General features: G+C 60.9%; 18 protein-coding genes, 1 tRNA gene and 2 pseudogenes. 8 read left to right on the top strand and 13 right to left on the bottom strand.

The features are described 5' to 3' along the window. Positions 1-177: 177 nt before the first annotated feature. Positions 178-807 (top strand): histidine phosphotransferase family protein, encoded by a 630-nt coding sequence (locus tag C1M53_RS19460; RefSeq protein WP_129413729.1) that lies wholly within the window; start codon positions 178-180, stop codon positions 805-807. 194 nt (positions 808-1,001) lie between these two features. Beyond that, positions 1,002-1,442 carry a response regulator gene (locus C1M53_RS19455; protein ID WP_129413728.1) on the top strand — a complete coding sequence of 147 codons (441 nt, stop codon included), beginning with the start codon at positions 1,002-1,004 and terminating at the stop codon, positions 1,440-1,442. 6 nt (positions 1,443-1,448) lie between these two features. On the opposite strand, the gene ctrA is transcribed toward C1M53_RS19455, so the two are convergent. Next, positions 1,449-2,144 carry a cell cycle two-component system response regulator CtrA gene (gene ctrA / locus C1M53_RS19450; RefSeq protein WP_054311454.1) on the bottom strand — a complete coding sequence of 232 codons (696 nt, stop codon included), beginning with the start codon at positions 2,142-2,144 and terminating at the stop codon, positions 1,449-1,451. A 442-nt stretch (positions 2,145-2,586) separates the two neighbouring features. On the opposite strand from ctrA, the gene C1M53_RS19445 reads away from it, so the two are divergent. Then, positions 2,587-2,964, top strand: coding sequence for a flagellar export protein FliJ (locus C1M53_RS19445; RefSeq protein WP_129413727.1), 378 nt, complete (start codon positions 2,587-2,589; stop codon positions 2,962-2,964). Positions 2,965-3,025: 61 nt separating this feature from the next. Here C1M53_RS19445 and C1M53_RS19440 read toward each other — a convergent pair whose 3' ends face one another. Next, positions 3,026-3,424 carry a helix-turn-helix domain-containing protein gene (locus C1M53_RS19440; protein ID WP_129413726.1) on the bottom strand — a complete coding sequence of 133 codons (399 nt, stop codon included), beginning with the start codon at positions 3,422-3,424 and terminating at the stop codon, positions 3,026-3,028. 86 nt (positions 3,425-3,510) lie between these two features. Here C1M53_RS19440 and C1M53_RS19435 point away from each other — a divergent pair, with 86 nt between their 5' ends. Further along, the gene (locus C1M53_RS19435) at positions 3,511-4,437 is read left to right on the top strand and encodes an NADP-dependent oxidoreductase (protein ID WP_129413725.1); all 927 of its coding nucleotides are present in this window, start codon (positions 3,511-3,513) and stop codon (positions 4,435-4,437) included. Between the two features lie 61 nt (positions 4,438-4,498). Here C1M53_RS19435 and C1M53_RS19430 read toward each other — a convergent pair whose 3' ends face one another. Beyond that, positions 4,499-4,774 (bottom strand): DUF1153 domain-containing protein, encoded by a 276-nt coding sequence (locus C1M53_RS19430; protein WP_013529904.1) that lies wholly within the window; start codon positions 4,772-4,774, stop codon positions 4,499-4,501. A gap of 324 nt (positions 4,775-5,098) precedes the next feature. Here C1M53_RS19430 and mnmA point away from each other — a divergent pair, with 324 nt between their 5' ends. Further along, positions 5,099-6,289, top strand: a complete 1,191-nt coding sequence (gene mnmA / locus C1M53_RS19425) for a tRNA 2-thiouridine(34) synthase MnmA (RefSeq protein WP_129416263.1) — start codon at positions 5,099-5,101, stop codon at positions 6,287-6,289. Positions 6,290-6,418: 129 nt separating this feature from the next. On the opposite strand, the gene C1M53_RS19420 is transcribed toward mnmA, so the two are convergent. Beyond that, positions 6,419-7,384, bottom strand: coding sequence for a Gfo/Idh/MocA family oxidoreductase (locus tag C1M53_RS19420; protein WP_129413724.1), 966 nt, complete (start codon positions 7,382-7,384; stop codon positions 6,419-6,421). 393 nt (positions 7,385-7,777) lie between these two features. On the opposite strand from C1M53_RS19420, the gene C1M53_RS19415 reads away from it, so the two are divergent. Then, positions 7,778-7,854, top strand: a tRNA-Met gene (locus tag C1M53_RS19415). Positions 7,855-7,930: 76 nt separating this feature from the next. On the opposite strand, the gene C1M53_RS19410 is transcribed toward C1M53_RS19415, so the two are convergent. From C1M53_RS19410 to C1M53_RS19370, 9 genes and pseudogenes are all read right to left on the bottom strand, one after another. Next, entirely contained in the window at positions 7,931-8,650 is a 720-nt protein-coding gene (locus C1M53_RS19410) for an ABC transporter ATP-binding protein (RefSeq protein ID WP_129413723.1), read from the bottom strand. After that, positions 8,643-10,346, bottom strand: a complete 1,704-nt coding sequence (locus C1M53_RS19405) for an ATP-binding cassette domain-containing protein (protein WP_129416262.1) — start codon at positions 10,344-10,346, stop codon at positions 8,643-8,645. The genes C1M53_RS19410 and C1M53_RS19405 overlap by 8 nt, the downstream gene beginning before the upstream one ends. Before the next feature lie 61 nt (positions 10,347-10,407). Further along, a pseudogene (locus C1M53_RS19400) lies at positions 10,408-11,240 on the bottom strand (branched-chain amino acid ABC transporter permease). Positions 11,241-11,297: 57 nt separating this feature from the next. Further along, on the bottom strand, positions 11,298-12,452 hold the full coding sequence (locus C1M53_RS19395) for a substrate-binding protein (protein ID WP_129413722.1): 1,155 nt from the start codon (positions 12,450-12,452) through the stop codon (positions 11,298-11,300). Between the two features lie 47 nt (positions 12,453-12,499). After that, positions 12,500-13,342, bottom strand: coding sequence for a nitrilase family protein (locus C1M53_RS19390; RefSeq protein ID WP_129416261.1), 843 nt, complete (start codon positions 13,340-13,342; stop codon positions 12,500-12,502). A gap of 227 nt (positions 13,343-13,569) precedes the next feature. After that, positions 13,570-14,193: pseudogene (locus C1M53_RS19385) on the bottom strand (ANTAR domain-containing protein). Between the two features lies 1 nt (position 14,194). Further along, positions 14,195-15,328, bottom strand: a complete 1,134-nt coding sequence (locus tag C1M53_RS19380; protein ID WP_129413721.1) for a transporter substrate-binding domain-containing protein — start codon at positions 15,326-15,328, stop codon at positions 14,195-14,197. A 202-nt stretch (positions 15,329-15,530) separates the two neighbouring features. Continuing rightward, entirely contained in the window at positions 15,531-16,856 is a 1,326-nt protein-coding gene (locus tag C1M53_RS19375; RefSeq protein ID WP_129413720.1) for an FAD-binding oxidoreductase, read from the bottom strand. A 159-nt stretch (positions 16,857-17,015) separates the two neighbouring features. Further along, positions 17,016-18,602 (bottom strand): tetratricopeptide repeat protein, encoded by a 1,587-nt coding sequence (locus C1M53_RS19370; protein WP_245488212.1) that lies wholly within the window; start codon positions 18,600-18,602, stop codon positions 17,016-17,018. A 390-nt stretch (positions 18,603-18,992) separates the two neighbouring features. Between C1M53_RS19370 and C1M53_RS19365 the strand changes: the two genes are divergently transcribed. Both C1M53_RS19365 and C1M53_RS19360 read left to right on the top strand, forming a co-directional pair. Beyond that, positions 18,993-19,943 carry a hypothetical protein gene (locus C1M53_RS19365; RefSeq protein ID WP_129413718.1) on the top strand — a complete coding sequence of 317 codons (951 nt, stop codon included), beginning with the start codon at positions 18,993-18,995 and terminating at the stop codon, positions 19,941-19,943. A 64-nt stretch (positions 19,944-20,007) separates the two neighbouring features. After that, the gene (locus C1M53_RS19360) at positions 20,008-21,723 is read left to right on the top strand and encodes a ShlB/FhaC/HecB family hemolysin secretion/activation protein (RefSeq protein ID WP_245488211.1); all 1,716 of its coding nucleotides are present in this window, start codon (positions 20,008-20,010) and stop codon (positions 21,721-21,723) included. Positions 21,724-21,728: the final 5 nt, after the last annotated feature.

Raw genomic sequence — 21,728 nt, 5'->3', positions numbered from 1 at the left:
GGCCGGTCGCAGATATGTTTTTGCCAAGCGGCCGGCGCGATGCGCCTAGGGACCATCTCGGATTGGTTGCTCCACCCGAACGCGCCGTATATCCAGACGGAACTGGGAAGAGCGTGATTCGCGCGGTCGGTGCGATGGACGAATGTCCAGGCGCTGTTGCATCTTTTCGAGGTTTCCATGGCTGACCTTTTCACCCTTACCCCCTCCGAGCTCGCCGCACTGCTTTGCAGCAAGGTCTGCCACGACATCATCTCGCCGGTCGGCGCGATCAACAACGGACTTGAACTGCTGGACGAAGGTGGCGCCGATGAGGACGCCATGAACCTTATTCGCCAGAGCGCCCGCAATGCGTCGGCTCGCCTGCAGTTCGCACGCATTGCCTACGGTGCGGCCGGCTCGGCCGGCATGCTCATCGATACCGGTGACGCGGAGGCGGTCACGGTTGCCTATCTGAAAAACGAAAAGCCGGAATTGACATGGACAGGCGGTCGCGCCCTGCTGCCGAAGAACAAGGTCAAGCTGCTGCTGAACCTGGTTCTGATCGCCAATGCAGCCATTCCACGAGGCGGGAGGCTGTCCATATCCCTGGAAGAGCTGGAAACCGAACCGCGTTTCACCCTTGCGGCAAGCGGCCCGATGCTGCGGGTTCCGCCGAAATTCCTCGAGCTTCACTCGGGCGGCAAGCCCGAAGAGCCGATCGACGCCCATTCGGTACAGCCATACTATACGCTGCTGCTGGCGCGAGAGGCCGGCATGACGATTACGATCCGCGCCACTGCGGATGAGATCGTTCTACTGGCCACATAGCCCTTACGACCTGCCCATTCCCGGCCGGCCGGCACGCGCAGCGGCGAATTTTGCGCCCTGACCAGGCCTTATCTGCACGAGATGGGCAGTCTCGTGCAAATTTTACGCATTGCCTTTTCCGCTTTTTAAACGCCCTGCGCTAATAGTGCAGCGAAGGGTAGGACCCGCATTCCAGGCGGGAAAGAGGGATCGGCATGAAACGCTGCATGTTCGTCGACAAGTCGAGCGTGATCCGCAAGGTCGCCAAGCGCATCCTGACCAGCGAAAGCATGCTGGTCATAGAAGCCACGGCCGGCAGGGAAGCAATAGATCTCTGTTCCGCGGAAATGCCGGACATCATTGTTTTTGATGTGTCGCTGCCGGACATGCAACTCACGGAGTTCATCGGCCATATCCGCTCGATCGGCAGCCCGATCGTTCCGCAGATCGTCGCTCTTCTGGTCGAGCTCGATCTCGGTACCATCATGCGTGCCAAGCGTGCGGGCGCACATGGTTATCTGCTGAAGCCCTTCAACCGTGTCCAGTTGCTGGATCGCTTTCGCGCGCTGCAGACAAGCCGCGATACGACACGCGGCCGGGCGCCGGCCCCAACAAAAAACCCGGCACAGGCCGGGTCCTTTGATGTTCGACTCTAGGGTCGATCAGGCGCTTTCGCGAATTTCTTCCGGCTCGCGCAGCACATAGCCGCGTCCCCAGACCGTTTCGATGTAGTTCTGGCCTCCGGAGGCCGCGTCGAGCTTCTTGCGCAGCTTGCAGATGAAGACGTCGATGATCTTCAACTCCGGCTCGTCCATGCCGCCATAAAGGTGGTTGAGGAACATTTCCTTGGTCAGCGTGGTGCCCTTGCGCAGCGAGAGCAGTTCCAGCATCTGATATTCCTTGCCGGTCAGATGCACGCGCTGGCCGCTGACTTCGACGGTTTTGGCGTCGAGGTTGACGATCAGTTCGCCGGTCGCGATGACCGACTGGGCATGGCCCTTGGAACGGCGCACGATGGCGTGGATACGGGCGACCAGCTCGTCCTTGTGGAATGGCTTGGTCATATAGTCGTCTGCGCCGAAACCGAGACCGCGGACCTTGTCCTCGATGCCGGCCATGCCTGACAGGATCAGGATCGGCGTCTTCACTTTGGAGAGGCGCAGCGTGCGCAGCACTTCGTAGCCCGACATATCCGGGAGGTTCAGATCCAGGAGAATGATGTCGTAGTCGTAGAGCTTACCGAGATCGACGCCTTCTTCACCGAGATCGGTGGTGTAGACGTTGAAACTTTCGGATTTGAGCATCAGTTCGATGCTCTGGGCGGTTGCACTGTCGTCTTCTATCAGCAGAACGCGCATTTTATTCCCCTTTCTGCTGCCGAACCTGACCCGTCCGGGACCGGAGCAGTGATTGCCTGAGCCGAAGCTGCCACTGAATGGTTAACAAATCCTAATTTCGCGTTCGAAGCGATACCAGAAATTTTAACCTCTTTCCACACACACTTGAATCCAAAGACGATTCATCGCGTCAAATTTTGATTCGGCACATTAAGAAAGTGCCGTAACCGACTCAACGGACTCATCTCTTACGTCCCGCGCCCGGGTCGAAATTTTTACCCGGCCTTAAGCCCTGACCCGTATGATTAACAATGCCCGTAAACGAATGGTTACCGTTCGGAAAAAATCTTAGGACTTTGTTTTCCATAGAGTTCCGAAAATCGGGGGGAATACGGGCAACACGGGAGCCTCGCAAGGCCAGCGGGGCGATAGTGCAAGTGTGCGTTGGCAGGAGTACCGAATCATGAAGTCACGCGAGAACCTCGTTCGACTGAAGCAATTTCAGGTGAATGAGAAACGCCGGCAGCTTCTGCAGCTGGACATGATGATCGCCGAATTCGAGCGCATGGCTGGAGAACTGGAGTTCCAGATCACGGCCGAAGAGAAAAAAGCCGGCATCACCGACATCAACCACTTCGCCTATCCGACCTTCGCCAAGGCAGCACGGCTGCGGCGCGACAATCTCCGCAACTCGCAGGCGGACCTCGCTCAGCAGCGCAGCGCAGCTGAAGCCCTGCTCAATGAGGCCGAAGCCGAACTGGCCAAGGCGGAGTTGCTCGAATCACGCGATTCGCGGGTACGCGAGCCGGAAACCGGCGGTCGCAGCGCAATGATCGGCTAGTCTGCGCTTCCCGAGATTCGCGACATTCAAAGCCGACTTTCTCAGGTCAGCCTCTGTTGCATCAGCGACCAGGCACCTGCCCGCTGATTTCCTCCGCCGCGAGGCGCGCGCTTCTGATATCGGGCACATGCACTTCAGACCAGGAACGAATCTGGTCGAGCAGACCGGCAAGGTCATGCCCCAGCGCGGTCAATTCATACTCCACGCGCGGAGGAATGACCGGGAAAATCTCTCGTCGAACCAGCCCATCGCGTTCCAGCGTACGCAGCGTCTGGGTCAGCATCTTGGGCGTGATGCCTTCCATCTTCCGGGCCAGCTCACCATGACGCATGCGGCCACGCCGTAACGCGCCCACCGTCAGATAGACCCATTTACTCGAAAGCATTTCCAGCACGGCATGCGACGGGCAGGTCCGCCGGAACGCGTCGTAGCCGTAGGGTTCGCAATCATCGCTATACATGAGGTACCTATATATCAAAATGGTACGTACTGGACAATGGATAGATACTATCTTTTCTATAGTGTCATTCAAAACAGGAGACACCCATGCGTGCCATTGTCCAGACCAGCGTTGGCGGGCCTGAAGTATTGACCATCGCAGATCGCCCTGCCCCGGAGCCAGCCAGAGGAGAGGTGCTCGTGCGGGTTCATGCGGCAGGCATCAATCCGGTGGATACCGCCGTCCGCAGCGGGGCTTATCCGCTGCTCGGCGAACCACCTTTCACAGTTGGCTGGGATATTGCCGGCGTCATCGAAAAGCTCGGTCCGGAGGCGTCCGGTTTTGCGGTGGGCGACGAAGTCTTCGGCATGCCGCTGTTTCCCAGGGAAGCTGGAGCCTATGCCGAGTTGGTGACAGCTCCCGCCAATGAACTCGTCTTGAAACCCACGGGAATCGACCACATCCATGCCGGCGCCCTGCCCCTCGCCGGCTTGACCGCCTGGCAGGGACTGGTTGGAGCGGCGCAAGTCAGGTCTGGCCAACGCGTCCTCGTCCAGGCCGCCGCCGGCGGCGTCGGGCATCTCGCCGTGCAGATCGCCAAGGCGCGCGGTGCCTATGTCGTGGCGACGACGAGTTCTTCAAAGCTCGACTTTGTTCGCGGTCTCGGCGCCGATGAGGTCGTCGACTACACGACGACGCGTTTTTCCGACGTGGTGTCGGATATCGATATCGTCCTGGAGCCGATCGGAGGTGAGAACGCGGAACAAGCTCTCAAGGTCCTGAAAGACGGTGGTACGCTGGTTTCACTGCTCGGCATTTCCGACAAGGCCAAGGCCGAGGCCAGGGCGCGCGGCATCCGCCATGAGCATATTTCGGTTGTTCCGGATCAGGCAGGTCTCGGCGAGCTGGCCAAACTCATCGAGGCGGGAAAGCTGAGCGTTCATGTCTCCAGGATATTCCCGCTGGAGCAGGCCGGGGAGGCTCACGCATTTCTGGCAACCAGGCCCACGGGAAAGATAGCGCTCGAAATCTGAAGCCGCATCAAACGAAAAGGCGCGGAACCCGCGCCTTTTTCATTCTCGAAAAACAGACCTGTCAGTGCCTGTATTGCTGAATACGCGTCGTTCGCAATCCAGCCAGGCCATATTCGTCAATGGACGCCTGCCAGGAAAGAAATTCCTCCGTCGTGAGTTTGTAGCGCTGACAGGCTTCGTCGAGGCTGAGCAATCCGCCCCGCACCGCAGCAACCACTTCCGCCTTGCGCCGAATAACCCAACGACGGGTGTTCGTCGGCGGCAGATCGGCAATCGTAAGAGGGCTGCCGTCAGGCCCTATAACATATTTGACTCGCGGTCTAACCAGATCGGTCATCGTACTCTCTACTGAAAACTCACAGAACCAATCCCTGCCACAGTACCGCCACAGCTTTAAAAATTGCCTAAGCGGTTGCTCATGGATAAGTAATGTTCGTGAACGTCACGTTAGGCTTTTCGTAAGCTTTTGAGACAAAAGCCCGACAGCGCGCCAAATGCGCCGGATATCCGCATCCGGCATGACCTGATGCCAGTGCAAGCGTCGGATGCAAGTGTCGGAACTCAAAGGGCCGGCTGGCCCCTGCTTGTGCTGGCGCCTGCGTGACCGATGCCCTATATAGTCGGGGCCGCTTGTTTGTGGCCTGAATTCGGAACTGACATGATGAACAGCCTGGACCTTCCCGGACGCCCAGAAGACACGCGCGTTGTCGTTGCCATGTCTGGCGGCGTTGATTCCTCCGTCGTCGCCGGTCTCCTCAAGCGCGAGGGCTATGATGTCGTCGGCGTAACCCTGCAACTCTACGACCATGGCGCGGCCACCCATCGCGCCGGTTCCTGCTGTGCGGGCCAGGATATCGAGGACGCGCGCCGGGTTTCGGAAACCCTCGGCATCCCTCACTATGTCCTCGACTACGAAGAACGCTTCCGCAAGGCTGTGATCAATCCGTTCGCCGAAAGCTACGTCGCCGGCGAGACACCGATCCCCTGCGTGTCGTGCAATCAGACCGTCAAGTTCGCCGACCTTCTGGCAACGGCCCAGGATCTCGGTGCCGATGCTCTGGCGACAGGCCATTATATCCGTTCAAGGGCCAACGGCGCCCATCGCGCCCTGTATCGTCCGGTCGATGCCGATCGCGACCAGAGCTATTTCCTGTTTGCCACCACGCAGGCGCAGATCGACTACCTGCGCTTTCCCCTTGGCGGTTTGCCCAAGCCGGACGTACGAGCCATGGCTGAACAGATGGGCCTCGTTGTAGCCGCCAAGCAGGACAGTCAGGACATCTGCTTCGTGCCGCAGGGCAAGTATTCCGACGTCATCGCAAAGTTGAAGCCCACAGCCGCCAATCCCGGCGACATCGTCCATATCGACGGCCGGGTGCTTGGCAGGCATGACGGCATCCTGCGCTACACCATCGGCCAGCGCCGTGGCATCGGTGTCGCCTCTGGCGAACCGCTCTATGTCGTTCATCTCGACGCCGACCGTTCAAGGGTCATCGTCGGTCCGCGCGAGGCGCTGGAAACGCACAAGATCTATCTGCGGTCCATGAACTGGCTGGGCGACGACGCCCTTGCAGCCATTCCGACCGGCGGCCTCGAACTGTTCGCCAAGGTGCGCTCGACGCGCCCGCCGCGGCCTGCCGTTCTCCATCACCGCAACGGCAGCACCTGGGTCGAGTTGGTGGATGGCGAGTCCGGCATCGCGCCGGGCCAGGCATGCGTGCTTTATTCCGATGACGGCAATGAGGCCCGCGTCTTTGGCGGCGGCTTCATCGAGCGGTCGGAACGCGGCGCCGAGGCCGAAGCCATGCTGAGCCGCCTGACCGGGAAGCCGTCGACTATCGCCGCAGAGTAACGGCCAGACCCCATAAATGGCGGGAGCATTCCAGGTAAAGTGCGTAGCGGTTTTCCGTCCGGAATTTCGTAGAAACGAAAGTTGGAGCGTTTCCGCGTTTCCGTCGAAAAACGGAAAGCTCTGGGAACATCAGCCGCCGATACGGCCGTGGGTGACCGTACCCGCGGTCAGGATACGCAGCACCCGGATCGCTTCTTCGCCGTCCGTGCGGGGCTCGGCGCGCGTTTCGATGCATTGCAGAAAGTGCTGCAGCTCACGCGTCAGCGGCATTCCCTGCTCGACCTCGATATAGGTCGGCTCGTTGCTGGTGGCGGCCCATTGACCGCTGTCCTGCCATACGGCGTGATGATAAACCGCGAGCTTTCTTTCCCAAGGCTCGACGTCGTCGAAAACCGCCATCGCCCTGGCGCCGACCACGGTCAGGCGGCGCTCACGATAGGGATTGAGCCGCGAAGCAAAGAGGTGGCTTCTCAGATTGTTCGGGAAGCGCATGTGCAGATGCGCGAAATCACTGAGATGGTCGAGCAGCGCCGCCCCCTCGCCGCGCACTTCCAGCGGTTCGGTGCCGGTAAGAGCCAGGATCATCGACAGGTCGTGCGGCGCCAGATCCCACAACGCATCATTCTCGGTGTGGAATTTGCCAAGGCCGAGACGGTGTGAATGGATGTAGCGGATTTCGCCGAGTTCGCCGGCATCCACCAGCGCCTTCAGTTTCTCGAAAGCCGGATGGAAACGCAGCACATGGCCAACCATGAAGACGCGGTGATTGTCCTTTGCCGCTTGAACCGAGCGCTCGGCATCCGGCACTGTCAACGCGATCGGCTTCTCGACCAGCACGTCCTTGCCGGCCTCGACGGCACGGATCGAAAGATCGGCATGGAACTGCGGCGGCAGCGCCATGACGATGGCGTCGACATCGTCGCGCTTGAAAAGGTCGTCCGGCGCGATGGCCAGGCAGTCCTGTTCGCTGGCAAAACCTTCAGCACGCGCGAAATTGGCATCTGAAACCGCATGGAGTGCGCCCAGCCCTTTCAGCGTCCGGATATGGTTGCTGCCCCAGTACCCGCATCCGAGGACTGCTATACGCGGTTTCATCAAATAGGAACTCAAGCATTTCGCGCAAAAATCGTGGTTGAGACATAGCGGTGCCCTTCGCCGAACTCAACCCCGTCACCATCGCCTGTTGGATTGGCTGACGCCGATGCACCACTTTTCGATGAGCCGGCGCGATGAGCTTTCTGTCATCACCTGGGGCAAGGGTCCCCTGGCATCAGCCTCGTCCCAATCCCGTCTGCCACCTAAACAAGGCCTGCATTGCCGCTGTCCCGGCCATCCAGCCGAGCCGTTCGAACATATGTGAGTTTCTCTGGTTTCTGCCCTGTCTCCGTGCTTGACAGGATTACCACCGCCCCCTTATATCCGCGCGACCTTGGCGCTGACCTTGTGGCCCACTTCAAAGTGGCTTCCATGGATTGGCGCCTCCCTGATGGCGGGGTAGCTCAGTTGGTTAGAGCACGGGAATCATAATCCTGGGGTCGGGGGTTCAAGTCCCTCTCCCGCTACCATCGTACTCTCAGACATTGCATTGCTCATCTGGGCCAGCGATCGAACCGCTTCGCCAAGCGCTTTCGCGCATGCACGCTAGATCTTGAGATGCGCAAGGATACGTGCCCGCGATCCGCTGTCCATTTCGCCGGCGTCATCGATACGGCCAAGCTTCAGCACGGCCCAGCGATTGGCGATGCCAAGCACCAGATCGAGATTCTGTTCGACCATCAACACGGTGGTGTTGTTTGCCCTGCACTCCTCGACGAGCACTCTTCCAATCCGCTCGACCACGGAAGGCTGGAGACCCTCCGATATCTCGTCGATCAACAGAAGCTTCGGCTGAAGCATCAAGGCGCGGCCGAGGATCAGCATCTTCTGCTCACCGCCCGAGAGCGTTCCCGCCTTCTGGTTCACCCTCTCCCGGAGAAAGGGAAAGTGCTGACAGACCCGCTCGATCCCCTGCTTCAGCTCCTTGTCCGTGTGCAGGGCCAGACGAAGGTTGTCGCGGATCGTCAGTTCCTGGAACAGCGCGTGCTCCTGCGGAGCATAGGCGACGCCGGAAGCAACCAGCGAAGCTGGCGATGCACCGGCGATGGGTTGCCCATCGAGATCGATGCTGCCCGACCGCATCGACACGAAGCCGAGGATCGTCTTCAGCAGAGTCGTCTTGCCCATGCCGTTCTTGCCCATCAGGGCAAATATCTGGCCACGAGGGACGGCCATCGACAACGCGTCGATGATGTTGATGGCGCCGTATCCGCTGGACACAGCGGTGAGCGACAGTTTTGCAACAGGCGCGGTTGGTTCAGTCATGTGCGCCTCCTGAGTAGATTGCCTTGACGAGCTCGGAATTGACGACGTCCTGCACGGTCCCATCGAGCACCAGCTGGCCCTGATGCAGCACCACGATGCGGCTCGATATGTCCCGGACGAAGTCGAGGTCGTGCTCAACCAGAATGGCCGCCAATCCCAACTCACCTGTCAATTTCTTGAGGATCGTTCCGATGGTCATCCGTTCCGTCTTGGTCAAGCCCGCCGTCGGCTCGTCGAGCAGGATCAGTTGTGGCTCCAGCGCTACGACCATCGTCAGTTCAAGGCTTTGTTTCAGGCCATGCGACAGTGAGGAGACCGGCCGATCGAGCATTCCGTCGAGCGCTGTCAATTTCAGGATATCCACCGCGGCCGAAGGCAAATCCAGTTCCTGCGAGCTGTGTACAAGGCTGGGAACGTGTCGTGCCGCGCGAGCCATGCGCAGGCACTCGGCGACAGTCAGGCTGTCGAACACGCTCGCGACCTGGAATTTGCGACCGACGCCCAGGGCCACGATGGCGTCAGGAGCAAGACCCGCAATGTTGACGCCACGCACGGATACCGAGCCACTGATCGATTCAGTGCCATCGGACAGGCAACGCATCAGCGTCGTCTTGCCGGCCCCGTTAGGCCCGACGAGGCTGACCAGTTCGCCTGGCTGCACCGTCAGATTGATGCCTTGCAGGACGTTCAGGCTGCCGTAGGATTTCCCCAGATCGTGGATCGTCAAAAGCGATGGCTTGTCGACGACGTCCTGCCGTGCCTGCATGGCTTGCGCCAGGCGCAAAGGGCTGTCCTGTCCCCGAGGGCCTTTGCCGCGCGGCAGGATTTTCCCGACCAACCCGGCCAGGCCGTTCGGCAACAGGATGATCATCGCCACAAAGAGGGCACCGACGACAAGCTTCCACAGGAATGGCAGCTGGCCCGAAAGGCTGGCCGAAAGGTAGTCGATGCCGATGGTTCCGAGCACCGGGCCCAGAATGGTGCCTCGACCGCCGAGTGCCGTCCAGATGACCAGTTCGGTGCCAAAGACAAAGCCGGTGTTTTCGGGTGCAACCACACCGGATGCATTGGCAAAGAGAAAGCCGGCCAACCCCGTCACGCCAGCCAGAACGGCGGTAAGAGCGATCTTGATGCGGCTGGCGTTGAGGCCGAGATAGGCGCAGCGGGCCTCGTTGTCGCGGATCGCGACGAGCACCTTGCCTGCATCGGAACGCACGAAAATCCAGGCCGCGGCGGCGACGGCGAGAAGACAGATACCCGTCAGCCGAAAATATCCCGCCAGGCTGAGCGGCAGGGTGGCGTACCCCACCAGCCCGCTGCTTGATCCTGTCCATTGCCCCCCGGAGAACGCGACCTGCGTGACGACGATCGGCAGAACGAGAGAGATCACGGTGGCGTAGAGCGGGGTGGTGCCGTAGCCGAAGGAAAGCCAGCCGACCACGATACCCAAGACCAGCGGAACCAGTATGGCCAGCGCGAGAGCCAACAGCATCAGTTCGGGACTGTTGCCCAGATGGGTCAGAACCATGGCGGTTGCGTAAGCGCCGATGCCGAAGAAAGCAGCTTGGCCAAAGGTCAGGACACCCGTGTACCCCCACAGCAGATCGACGGTCACTGCCAGCATGGCGTAGATCATCGAACGGCTGAGCACGTTGAGGGCAAAGCGGTCGAGGAAGGTCGGGCCGAATGCGATCATGAGCAGCGAAGCGACGACGAGCGCCCCGAGCAGCCAAACCCGGATGTTGGGCAATCTGGATTCAGGCACTAGCGAATCCTTTCGGGCTGATACGAAGCACGAGCGCGCAAAGGACGGCGACCGTGATGCCGCCAAGCACCGGGCTGACGAATGTGCTGACCAGCGTCTGCGCTCCGCCGAAAACCAGACACGCCACGGCCAGGGCGCCAAACGAGGAGCCGCCACCATGACCAGCATGAAGGCGCCGATGAGCCAGGCCAGCCCCATGTCGGGGTCCACGCTGGTCAGCGGTGTCAGGAGCACTCCAGCCAGTGCAGTCAGCCCCGTGCCGATCATGAAGGTGGTCAGGCGCACTTTCGCCGTATCGATGCCCAGCGCGCGCGCCAGCGTCTCGTTCATGATGACCGCGCGGGCAGAGAGGCCAAGACGGGTTCCGTCAAGCAGCACGGCGAAACCAAGGCCGACGACCAGGGCCGCCAGGACCATGAAGAGCCGATAGAACGAGTAGTCGATACCAAAGACATCGATCGTTCCCGAGAGCAGGTTCGGCGTGAATTGCACGTCACGGCCAAACAACAGCGTGATCAATTGACCGACGACGATACCGAGACCCCAGGTGGCGAGGATGGCATCGAGCGGCCGCCGGTAGAGCGGCCGCACCACAAGCACTTCGGTAATGCCACCGAGGGCCGAGCCGACGACGAATGCGATCGGCAGCGCCAGCCATGGATTGAGCCCCATCGCCATGGTGGCGACCGCGCAGTAGCCGCCGACCGTCAGCCAGGCGCCATGGGCGAAATTGATGATCTTGAGCACGCCAAAGATCGCCAGGAGTCCGGCCGCGACGACAAACAGGATGGCTGCGGTCGTGATAACGTCGAGCAGAATGGTCATGATCTCTCCCTGTGTCGAAAGGAGCAGGCCCAGCCGCCCCTTTCGATCAGATCGATGTCAGAGATTGGGACACTGGGTGCCGGGATCGACATCCGCGAAAGTATCGACCACCTTCACCGAGCCGTCCTCCTGCACCTGGCCGAGATACATCGTCAGCGGCGCATGGTGCTGCTTGTTCATCGAAACCGTACCGCGCGGACCGGCGAAGGAGACTTCCCCCAGAGCTGAAAGCACGGCGGACGTATCGGTGGAACCCGCCTTCTCGACAGCAGCCTTGTAGAGATAGATGCCCTCATATTGCGGCACGGAAAGGTCGTTGGGCGTGCGCAAATCACCGCTGAACTTCTTCTGCATGGCCTCGAGGAATTTCTTGTTGGCCGGGCTGTCGATGGAAGTCACGTAGGAGGCTGCAATGTATATGCCTGCAGCGTCAGGCCCCATGCTCTTGGCCGTCCCCTCGTCAACGGCGAGATTGCCGTAAGGCAGTTTCACGCCCGCGCCCCGCAGCTGCTTGGTGAGCGTGACGTTCGGCGCTCCTCCGGCAGTCGATGTGATCAGGGCATCGGCACCGGAACTTTTCAGCTTGGAAATGATGGCCGTCCAGTCAGTGCCTTCGATGGGCAGATATTCCTCACCCACGACCTGCGCGCCAGCCTTCTCGATATATGTCCGGGCGAACTCGAGCATGCCCCGGCCGAAGGCATAGTCGCTGCCCACCAGGAAGAATTTCTTGGCTCCCTCCTTCTTGACGAAATAGTCGACGACGGGTGGCACCTGCTGTTCAGGCACCCAGCCGTTCACATAGAGGTTTGGGCTGCAGGAACGCCCTTCGTAGAAGGAGGTGTAGATGAAGGGAACTTCGCCCTTCGCGACGATGGGCAGGCCGGCATTTCGGGCCGCGCTGGTCTCCATCGAGATGATGGCGTTGACCTCCTTCTGGAAAACGAGCGAGTCGAATGCCTTCTGCGCCCCCGCCGCGCCCGAGGCATCGTCGGCGATCTCAAGCTCCAGCTTGCGCCCCAGCACGCCGCCCGCCGCATTGATCTCCTCGACGGCCAGCTCGGCCGATTGCACCACCGACGGCGCAACCACGCTGTTGGCACCAGACAGGCCAACCGGTATGCCGATCTTGATCGGCTCCTCGGCCCATGCTGCTGTCGCCAGCAGCGCGCCGGCCATCGCGAAAAGCAGTTTTCTTGTCGTTCTACCCATGTTGGTTCCCCTTTTTTTCATGGTTGTCGTTGGTGGATTCGTATCGGTCAGCCGTAGACGTCCGGCCGTCGATCATTGATCACATCGTTGCGTTCGCTGACGATGCGGCTTTGCACTGCGATGCCAGGCGAAACGGCAGCCATGAGAATGGCATCGCCAGTTCGGCTGGCGGGGCCTGCCAACAGCCTGCCATTCGGGCCCACGATGATGCTGCTGCCGATAAACGGCTGTCCGCGCTCCGTTCCGATGCGGTCGGCGCAAGCGATATAGAGAGCATTCGAATGAGCCGCGGCCTGATGAAGGATGTTGGCCATCGGTACGTCTGCGCCGTCATGACCGGGGATCGGCACCCAGTTGGTCGGCACGCAGACCAGTTCCGCGCCCTTCAGCCCGAGCTGGCGAAATGTCTCCGGGAACCAGCCGTCGTAGCAGATTGCCAATCCGATCGGTCCCAGAGCCGTGTCGAACACCGGCAGACCAAGATCTCCGGGCTCGAAGAACAGCTTCTCGCGATTCCACAGGTGGAGTTTGCGGAACTTGCCGATATAGCCGGATGGGCCGCAAAGGATGGCAGAGTTGTAGAACAGGTCGCCATCTCTCTCAGCGAGCCCGCAGACGATGTGGATGCCGAGTTCCTGGGCCAATGCGATCAGACGCTGCGCTGACAATCCGTCCGGAATTGGCGCGGCCAGGCGCGCAAGTTCCTCGCGGCTTTCGAAGACGTAGCCTGTATCGGCCAGTTCGGGCAGCACAGCCAGACTGGCACCACTGGCGTGCGCCTCGCGGATGCGCGCCTCCATGGCGGCCAGATTGGCATCGACCCTGCCTATGACCGGCTCGTACTGGATGCAGGCGACGTTGAAATCGGGGCGAAGCACTTCCGTCGGTATGCTCAAGTCTATCTCCAAACGCAAAAAACCCCTGGCGCGGAATTCAATCCGCTAGCCAAGGGCTGCACAGCCAGAATTTTCGCGGCTATCCAGCCGCCGAGCAAACCTGCTCTCTCGCTGAAGCAAACACAGTTTGGCGGAAGTCGTCAAGCGGCAAAAAATAGAGCGGCGGCAAAAGCAGGCGCCGCAGGATCAGTGTCGGCATGCGCAGTCGAAGCCGGCAGCCGTCAGACTTTCAACGGCCCCGACACGGTGAGACCAAAAGCCCGCATCGCCTCGCTTGCCGAGATAATGCTCTCGGCTACGGTGACGATCGCAACCCGCTTGGAGGTCGCCTGATCCCTGATGAGCTTGTAGGCTGCGTCTTCCTCGATCCCATTCAGCTCGGTTAGGATCTTCACTGCCTTCTCGATCGCCCGGCGGCCTTTCAGCGTATCCTCCAGCTTGCGGACCTTATTGGCCAGCCGGCTTTAGTAGCCGACGCGATATCGCGCCAGGGCGAACTGGGTCAGCACGCCAAGCTGACGCAGCGGCTTGGTCAGGACGCCGTGCGCATTGAGATCGACAATCGCCTTCAGCGAAGTCGGGCTCTCATAGGTCACAATGGCTATGACCGCGGCCTTGGTACCTTCCAGCAACGAGACCAGCGGATCGATCGCAGTGTCGCCGACCTGCAGAAAAATGGCGTCGAGATCGGCCGAGAGCGTCGCTGGCGGCGGCCACATCGCCTTGACGTCGCAGCCCAGCCGCTTGAGATGATCGACCAATGCCGACCCGTCCTCGTCCCGCGGGTGCAGAACCAGAACCCGCGCCTGGCGCAGATCGTCGAGGATTCGTTTCAATGTCGACACCTTATGAGCTCTGCAACCACGGCTCCTCGAAACGAATGGAGGCGAGATAGGGATCAGGCCGTATCTGAACCTGCGATTCCCAGGCGATATCGAACTGTCCTTTCGCATTCGCGACCCCGATGCGAGGCGTGGACCAGACATGCCGGTTTTCCGGATCAAAGTGTAGGCGCCCCTCCGGCGACATGTAGTCGACCGCCAACGCCGCCTGCCCCAGGCGGTGAGTGTCAAGGGTTTCCGCCAGTTCGAGAGCTCGCGCAAACAGGTGAATCTGGGCATAGGCGGTCTGTGACCACATCGTCGCCATGGCATTGCCATCGAAGCGAGCCGTCAGGGCTCGGATGAAGCGATGGTTTTCGTCATTTTCGACCGTAGCGAGATAGGGAGCAGACAGGACGTGACCGGTGCACCGCTCTGGACCGATGACACGGATTTCACTTTCGGCGAGTGTCAGGCTCGCGATTGGACGCTTTTCCCGATCGATACCGGCATCGGCATACATGCCGTAGAGTTTCTGTGCGCTGCGCCCGATGACGGTCGAAAACACTGCATCAGCCTCGGTTTTCTCGATCTCCTTCATGAGCCGGCGCATCGTGCGCTCGTCAGCATCCAGCGGCACATAATGTTCGCCGACGATCTCGCCGCCCTTGCACTCCAGCAGATCGCGCATGACCCGATTGGATTCGTGCGGATAGATGTAGTCGGAACCGGCCATGAAGATGCGCGACCCATAGTGCTGCATGATGAAATCGGCGAGCGCGAATGTGTTCTGGTTGAGGGTGGCGCCCGTATAAAGGACGTTTTCGGAATATTCGAAGCCTTCATAGATCGACGGATACCAGAGCAGGCCATTGTGTCGTTCGACGATGGGTAGGGCAGCCTTTCGGCTTCCCGACATCGAACATCCGAAGATCACGTTGACGTCGTCTTCGGTCAGCAGTTTGCGGGCCAGGGAGCGATACCCCTCGGGATCGCCAGCCGGATCATAAGCTATCGGCTCGATCTGGCGTCCCAGGACGCCGCCGCCGGCGTTGATCTCCTCGATGGCCAGTGCCGTTCCGAAGAAATGCTCGGATTCCGTGACCGCAGTGATGCCACTGCGAGAAAACAGAATGCCAATACGCCACGTCGCTGACATCTTCCGAGCCCTTTATCCAGCCATGGCGTAGTTTACTTCGCCGATTGATGCAATCAGTCGAGCCAGGCCCCCCGGCGAGAACGATCTGCGCGTTTCGCGGGCGACGTCTTGCGCTGGCGCACGCCAGCACTGACCTCAATTCCCCTGCGGGCTTCCGGGCTCAAGCCGTTCATCGTGGCCGGAAATCTGCCCGGACCGGCCATCAAACGCCGCCGAAGGGTCGGATCGGAGAACCGTCATGGAACCTTGAGTGCCTGAATGGAGACGGATCGACAATCGGCTCCCGGCCGAGCGCCAGATCCGCAAGAAGGCGCCCTGCCCCGGGTCCAATTCCAAAGCCATGACCGGAAAAGCCGGTGCCAACGATCAGTCCGGGAAGCACATCGATGGGCGAGATGACCGGGATCGTGTCTGGCATCGCATCGATCATCCCACCCCATCTCTGCACGATCCTGGCCTCGCTGAATCGGGGAAAGACGCGCGTCAAGGATCGATAGGCCTTGTCGAGCGTCGTTTCGACCGGGTCGGGGTCAAGGGTGCGCACGTGTTCGAATGGTGAAACATCATCGAGAGCCCATGGGCGCTCCAATCGCCATCGGTCGAAAAAGGCGCGGCCAAATCTCAGCTGGAGGTGTCGCCCCTCGATTTTGAGAAGGGGCAGGAAATCCATGAAATAGCGGAAGCTGTCCGGGGTTATTTCGGCGCGGTTTTCAGAACCATTGGCGATGGTGTACCCGCCGTCGAGACGCTTTCGATAAGCGAACTGCGATGACCAGGCAGCGCCAGGAGGTCCGTCAAGCGGGCTGGTCCGCAGAACGGAGGCCCTCACGCCAAGCTGCGGCAGACGAATACCCAGACTGCGGCAGAAAAGCGTACTCCAGATTCCGCCGGCGAGAACCACCGTCTTGCATGCGATTGGACCGCGCTCCGTCACCACCGATGTTACCCGCCCGGATGTCGTTTCGACACCACGGACGGCACATTGCTGCAGGACAACGGCACCCTGTCGCTGCGCTGCGCGCGCAATCGCCGGGGCCGCCTTCTGCGGTTCGGCGCGTCCATCGCTTGGCGTATAGAGACCACTTCGCCAAGGCTTTGCCGCACCAGGCAGCAAGTCGGCGAGCGACTGCCCCCGCATCATATGTGTGTCCAGGCTGTAAGGTCCGGCCGCTCTCAGCCAGGCTTCCCGCTGCGCCTCATCTCCGGCATTTTCACAGGCGTACAGGATACCGGTTTGCCGGTAGCCGACGTCTTCACCAAGCATTCGGGAAAGGTCTTCCCAGATCTTGATCGCTTCAACGATCAGCGGAAGTTCGCGCGGGTCACGTCCCATTCTGCGGACCCAGCCCCAGTTGCGACTGGATTGTTCGCCCGCGATTTCGCCCTTTTCACACAGGACGACCGGAACCCCTGCCATTGCCAGAAACAGGGCCGTACTGACACCGATGATGCCGCCGCCGATGACCACGACTTCTGTCTGGCGTGGCATGATCTCATTGGAAGTGACTGTTTCTGTCGGGGGTTGCATCCCTGCCAATGCCCTTTGTCTCGCCGTGGATTCGCAGTCGTATGCCGCACGATAGCGGCAAGCCACTGTAGAAAGGGGACACAAAACATGCCCACGGCAATGATCGCCATCATTCTTCTTGTTGGACCAGCCGCCACCCGCTCGTGGCGGTCAATGCAGCTAGCTCGGCAAGCCAAGCCCGACGAGTATGCGGTTGATGTCCTGACGGGCACGAAGATAGACGTCGCTGGCATTGCGAGCCGGCAGTGAAATGTTGCGAGACGTGGAATCCGGCCTGATTTCCATCGCTTTCGCGAGAGCCTTTCTTGCATCTTCGTCCCGCCCGAGACGTTGGTACGCTGCAGCAAGGAGCAGGTGGGCTCGGCCAGATGCTGCCGTTATCGCAACCGAGCGTTCAAGCCAGTCAACTGCGGCTTCATTCCGTCCCGCCAGAAGACTTGCCCAGCCTGCACCCAGCATCCATGTCCATCGAGAGACTTCCGGCGTGTCGAACCGGTCAGCCTCGGAAAAGACTGCAAGCGCGTCATCGAAACGACCCAGTTGAATCTGCGTCATGCCGAGATGAAAGAGGGCCATTCCATCCCAGGGGTTGACCGTCAGAACCCTTGCACAGGCAACAAGACTTTCGGAAAACTGGTTGGTTACGGTGAGAAAGCGGCAATAGGCGCCGAGCACCGCGGCATTGTTCGGCCGTGCCTTCAGTGCCTTCTCCAGAAGGACCCGCGCATTTTCCTCCGCGACCAGGGTTTCGGCCTGATCATACCAGGTCATCTGGATGCCACGCAGATGAAGTCCAGCCAGTGCAACCTGCAGATCGACATTGTCGGGATCAGTGCCGAGGTTCGTCTCGAGGATTGCACGTGCGGTTGAAAAGCGCTCCCGTGTCGTCTGATTGATCGAGGCGATCGCCTGCCGTATCGCGACATCACCCGTGACATCCCGTTTTGGTTGTTCGACGGCCTGCAGGCCATTCAGCTTTTCAGCAAGGGCATAGCCAATGCGCGCCGCGAACCGGCTCTGCAATTTCTGGATATCGCTTCCCGCCGGATCCGCCGAAATTTCAGCAACGGTCTCGATGCGCCCGGTCGCGAGATCAATGAGACGCGCCTGATAATGCCAGGACGGCCCTTCGCGACGCAGTTCTCCCTGGACTTCATAAGTCGCAGGTCGTCGTCGATCCGAAACGCTCCTCTCCCCCTGTTCGATGAGATCGATGCCGTCGATCTTCGAAAAACCGCCAACAAGCTCTGTCAGGATGCCTTGGGACAGGGAGCTGGCTTGCGGGTCCTCGGCAACATGCACGATTGGCCGGACACCGAGCGAGGCTGGCAAGGGATGGACGAAGCTGCCTTTCATGACAACGGTTACGCCAATCGCAACGGCCACCAGGGCAAGCGCAGCGACAAGAAACCCCAGGCGGGCGCGACGGCCGCGCATGACGGGCGGCGGCGCGGAAACTGCCTCATTGTCACCCGGCGCCGGATTTCCAATCCCGGAAACATCGGCCGCAAACAGATAACCGCGGCCAAACATGAGCCTGATGATCTGCTTGTCAGCGTCGCCCAGCGCGATGCGGATATCACGGATCGCCTGGAAGAGGCTGTCTTCCCCGACATGGATACCCGGCCAGACGGCTTCCATCAGTTCGCGTTTGCTGATCAGGCGTCGTGGGTTGACGACGAAGAACCGCAGCAGTTCGAATGCTCTCGGGCGCAGGCGCGCCAACTCCCCGCTGGGGGTACGCAATTCCCCGCGTTCCGGATCCAGCGTGAATCCCGAGAAACTGAACACGCTTCCACACCCAAGCCACTGACCGCCAACGGCGGCGCACCATAGAGAGACCACAGCGCAACGGTCAACACGCGCCGGAAAGGCGAAAAAGCGTACAGTTCCCCGCTTTTCACACATCCCGCCACCCGCGCTTTCAGAAGATTTCAGAACTTTTCAGACCTTTGCGCCGCCGTTTTCAGGACCCGGGCGGAAGATCATGCCTAAGCTCTTCATTGGGCTGCACGGCGCAGCCGCGATTGCACCGGGACGGGGATGAGGTGCGGCAGAAAACGGCGATTCGGTCGAACACAGGCCATGCCGGAAGGTCGTTCACCCCGCAAATTCAGGCGGGACGAGCACCATTTCATGGGAAGTGTTTTTGAGTGGCAGGACGACCGGGCTGTCGATGGCTCCGCAGCGATCGCTGCGGGAAATGCTGACAGGCTGATTGCGAGCGAAGGCTTCGCTGCGGCGGTGGCGATGATGTCGGCAGAGTTCGTCGCCATTCACGGGATCGCCCCCAGGGCAGCGGCATTGTTTGCAACACAGCAGCGGTGGCTGCTCTGCCAGGCAGCGCTTGCCGAGCATTTTCGCGGGGTTGCGGACGGCCGGCCCTGCCTGACACGGCGCCGCATGGCGCATCTGGCCCTGCAGCACGGCATCGCCAGCCGCAACACCGCTCATGCATTCTTTGACGAAGCGCTGAAATACGGCGTCATACGGCCATCGCACGATGCGTTCGTCCCTTCCGACGAAACCCTCCTGATCCTGATACGCTGGTACAGCCTCCATTTCCGTGCCCTCGACATGCTCGACAGCAAGGCACGCAACGCCCGCTTTCTTGCAGATCCCCAGAACTGGCTGATCGGCCTTGCGCCGGTCGCGGGCAGCACCATGCTCTCCAACCCCGGCGTCCGCACGCCGGGACCGCTCTATACGATCTTCACATGGGCCGATGCCGGCGGCCTTTTGATGGACCGGCTCGTTGCGGGCATCGATCGCATGGTGACGCGGGTCGATGGCGGTTTCCTCACCGATCTCAGCTCGATTTCCTACATGGCCCGGTCCTTCGGACTGTCCCGCGCGCATGCCAGCCGCAAGATCACCGAGGCGGAATCGATCGGCGGGATCGGCTGGAGCGGACGGCGGGGACATTCCCGCATCTGGATCTCGCACGACTTCTACCACGAGTACGCTCGCGCGCAGGCTTACAAACTGCTCGCTCTCGACAAGGCTTTCACCGTCGCGACGGCCCTGGGAAGCACCGGCTGGCAAGTGTCAAAAATGGACGGCGACGATCCTGGCACCTTTTCATAGACCTGCGTGGATGACGCCGCTCGCCGGCCTGTCCGGGCCGGGGTCATTTCAAAGGAAACATGTCGTGCATTTCAGGACTTCGGCTCTTCTGTGCCTTCTGTGGGCAGGAATATCCCTTCCCGCCGCTGCGCAGGATGCAGGCTCGCTTCTACGTGAGCAGCAACGGCGCGAAGACGCCCAGAGACTGGATCGACTGCCGTCCGCCGACGACACGACCCCTCGGGAGAAGCGCGTTGCGGCACCTCGGCAGGGCCAGACGATCGTCGTTCAAAAGCTCATTTTCAGCGGCAGGACCGAGATCCTGCCGGAGGCAGAACGTACGCGTATCGCGGCGTCCGTTCAGGGGCAGCGCCTCGACATCGCCGGCATCAAGGCAATCGCCGACACTGTGACGATGGCTGCGCAGAAGGAAGGGCGGGTGTTGGCTTTTGCCATCCTGCCGCCACAGGACATCACCGAAGGCGTACTGCGTGTCGAAATCCGCGAAGGGCGCCTCAGCGAGACGACCTTCGAACGCAGCGGCGACGTCCGCATTCGTCAGGGCAGGCTTGAACGCATCGTAGCCGACCTTCCTGTCGAAGGCGTGGAAAAGAAGGATCTGGAGGCGGTCCTGCTGCGGATGAACGATCTTCCCGGCGTCACGGCACGGGCGAGACTGGTGGCCGGCAACGCTCCGCAGACCAGCCGGCTCATCATCGGCGTTGAACAGACACCGCTCTTGTCCGCCAGCCTCTGGGGCGACAACGCCGGTTCGCCATCCACCGGCAAGGCGGAGGCGAACGGGCAAGTCGTCATGACGGATCTCTCCGGTTATGGCGACGTCACGCGTTTTACGACGACCCTTTCCGAAGGGCAGAAGTTCGGGCAAGCCGCCTTCAGCATCCCGCTGGGCATCAGCCCGCTGTCCCTCAATGCCAATTACGGTTTTCTGGACTACCGCAACATCGATGCCGTCGGTTCCGCCCTCGGACTGGAGGGCCTCGCCCACTATGCTGGCGTCGGCCTCGACTACAGCCTTGTACGCTCGCGCGACGTCAATGTCCGGCTGACCGCTGGCCTCGACTGGAAAGCCCTGATCGATGACAGCCTCGTCGGTCGCCTGCAGGACAAGCGCGTCATCTCGGGCACCCTCGGCATCGGTGGCGACCTGCGCGACGATCTGCTCGGCGGCGGACTGACGAACTGGTCGCTCGGCTGGACCTTTGGCGATCTCGATCTTTCGCGCGTTCCCGGCGCGCTGGCAGCGGACACGGCAAGCCTGCGCACGCAGGGCGTCTTCCACACGCTGAATGGCCAGGTCGCGCGCCTACAGGCGCTCCCCGGTGATTTCTCGCTGTTCGGCCGCGTCACCGGCCAGTGGGCGAGCAAGAACCTCGACAGCTCGCAGGATTTCTCGCTCGGTGGTCCTTACGGTGTGCGTGGTTATCCGGTTGGCGAAGGCCGCGGCGACATGGGCGTGCTCGGCACGCTCGAGCTGCGCTACGACGTGCCTGCGGACATGTGGGGCGCCTTGCAGGTCGCCTCGTTCCTCGATGCCGGCTACGTGCGCGTGAACAGGCGGTCGAACGGCATTGCAACCGCCAGTGCGTGCGGCTGCAACGATTACGGACTGGCAAGCGCCGGCATTTCAGCCCGCTGGTCCCGCGAAAACCTGAGCTTCTCCGCAGCCTGGGCGCATGCGCTCGGCTCCAATCCCGGCCGCGATCGCCTGACAGACGAGAATGCCGACGGCAGCACGCGCCGCAACCAGTTCTGGTTGCAGGCCGCGGTCAAATTCTGAGGTGG

This window comes from Mesorhizobium sp. Pch-S (genome assembly GCF_004136315.1).
Classification (GTDB): domain Bacteria; phylum Pseudomonadota; class Alphaproteobacteria; order Rhizobiales; family Rhizobiaceae; genus Mesorhizobium.
Note: the sequence above shows the minus strand (reverse complement) of the source record. Positions and strands in the feature narration are given on the sequence as shown.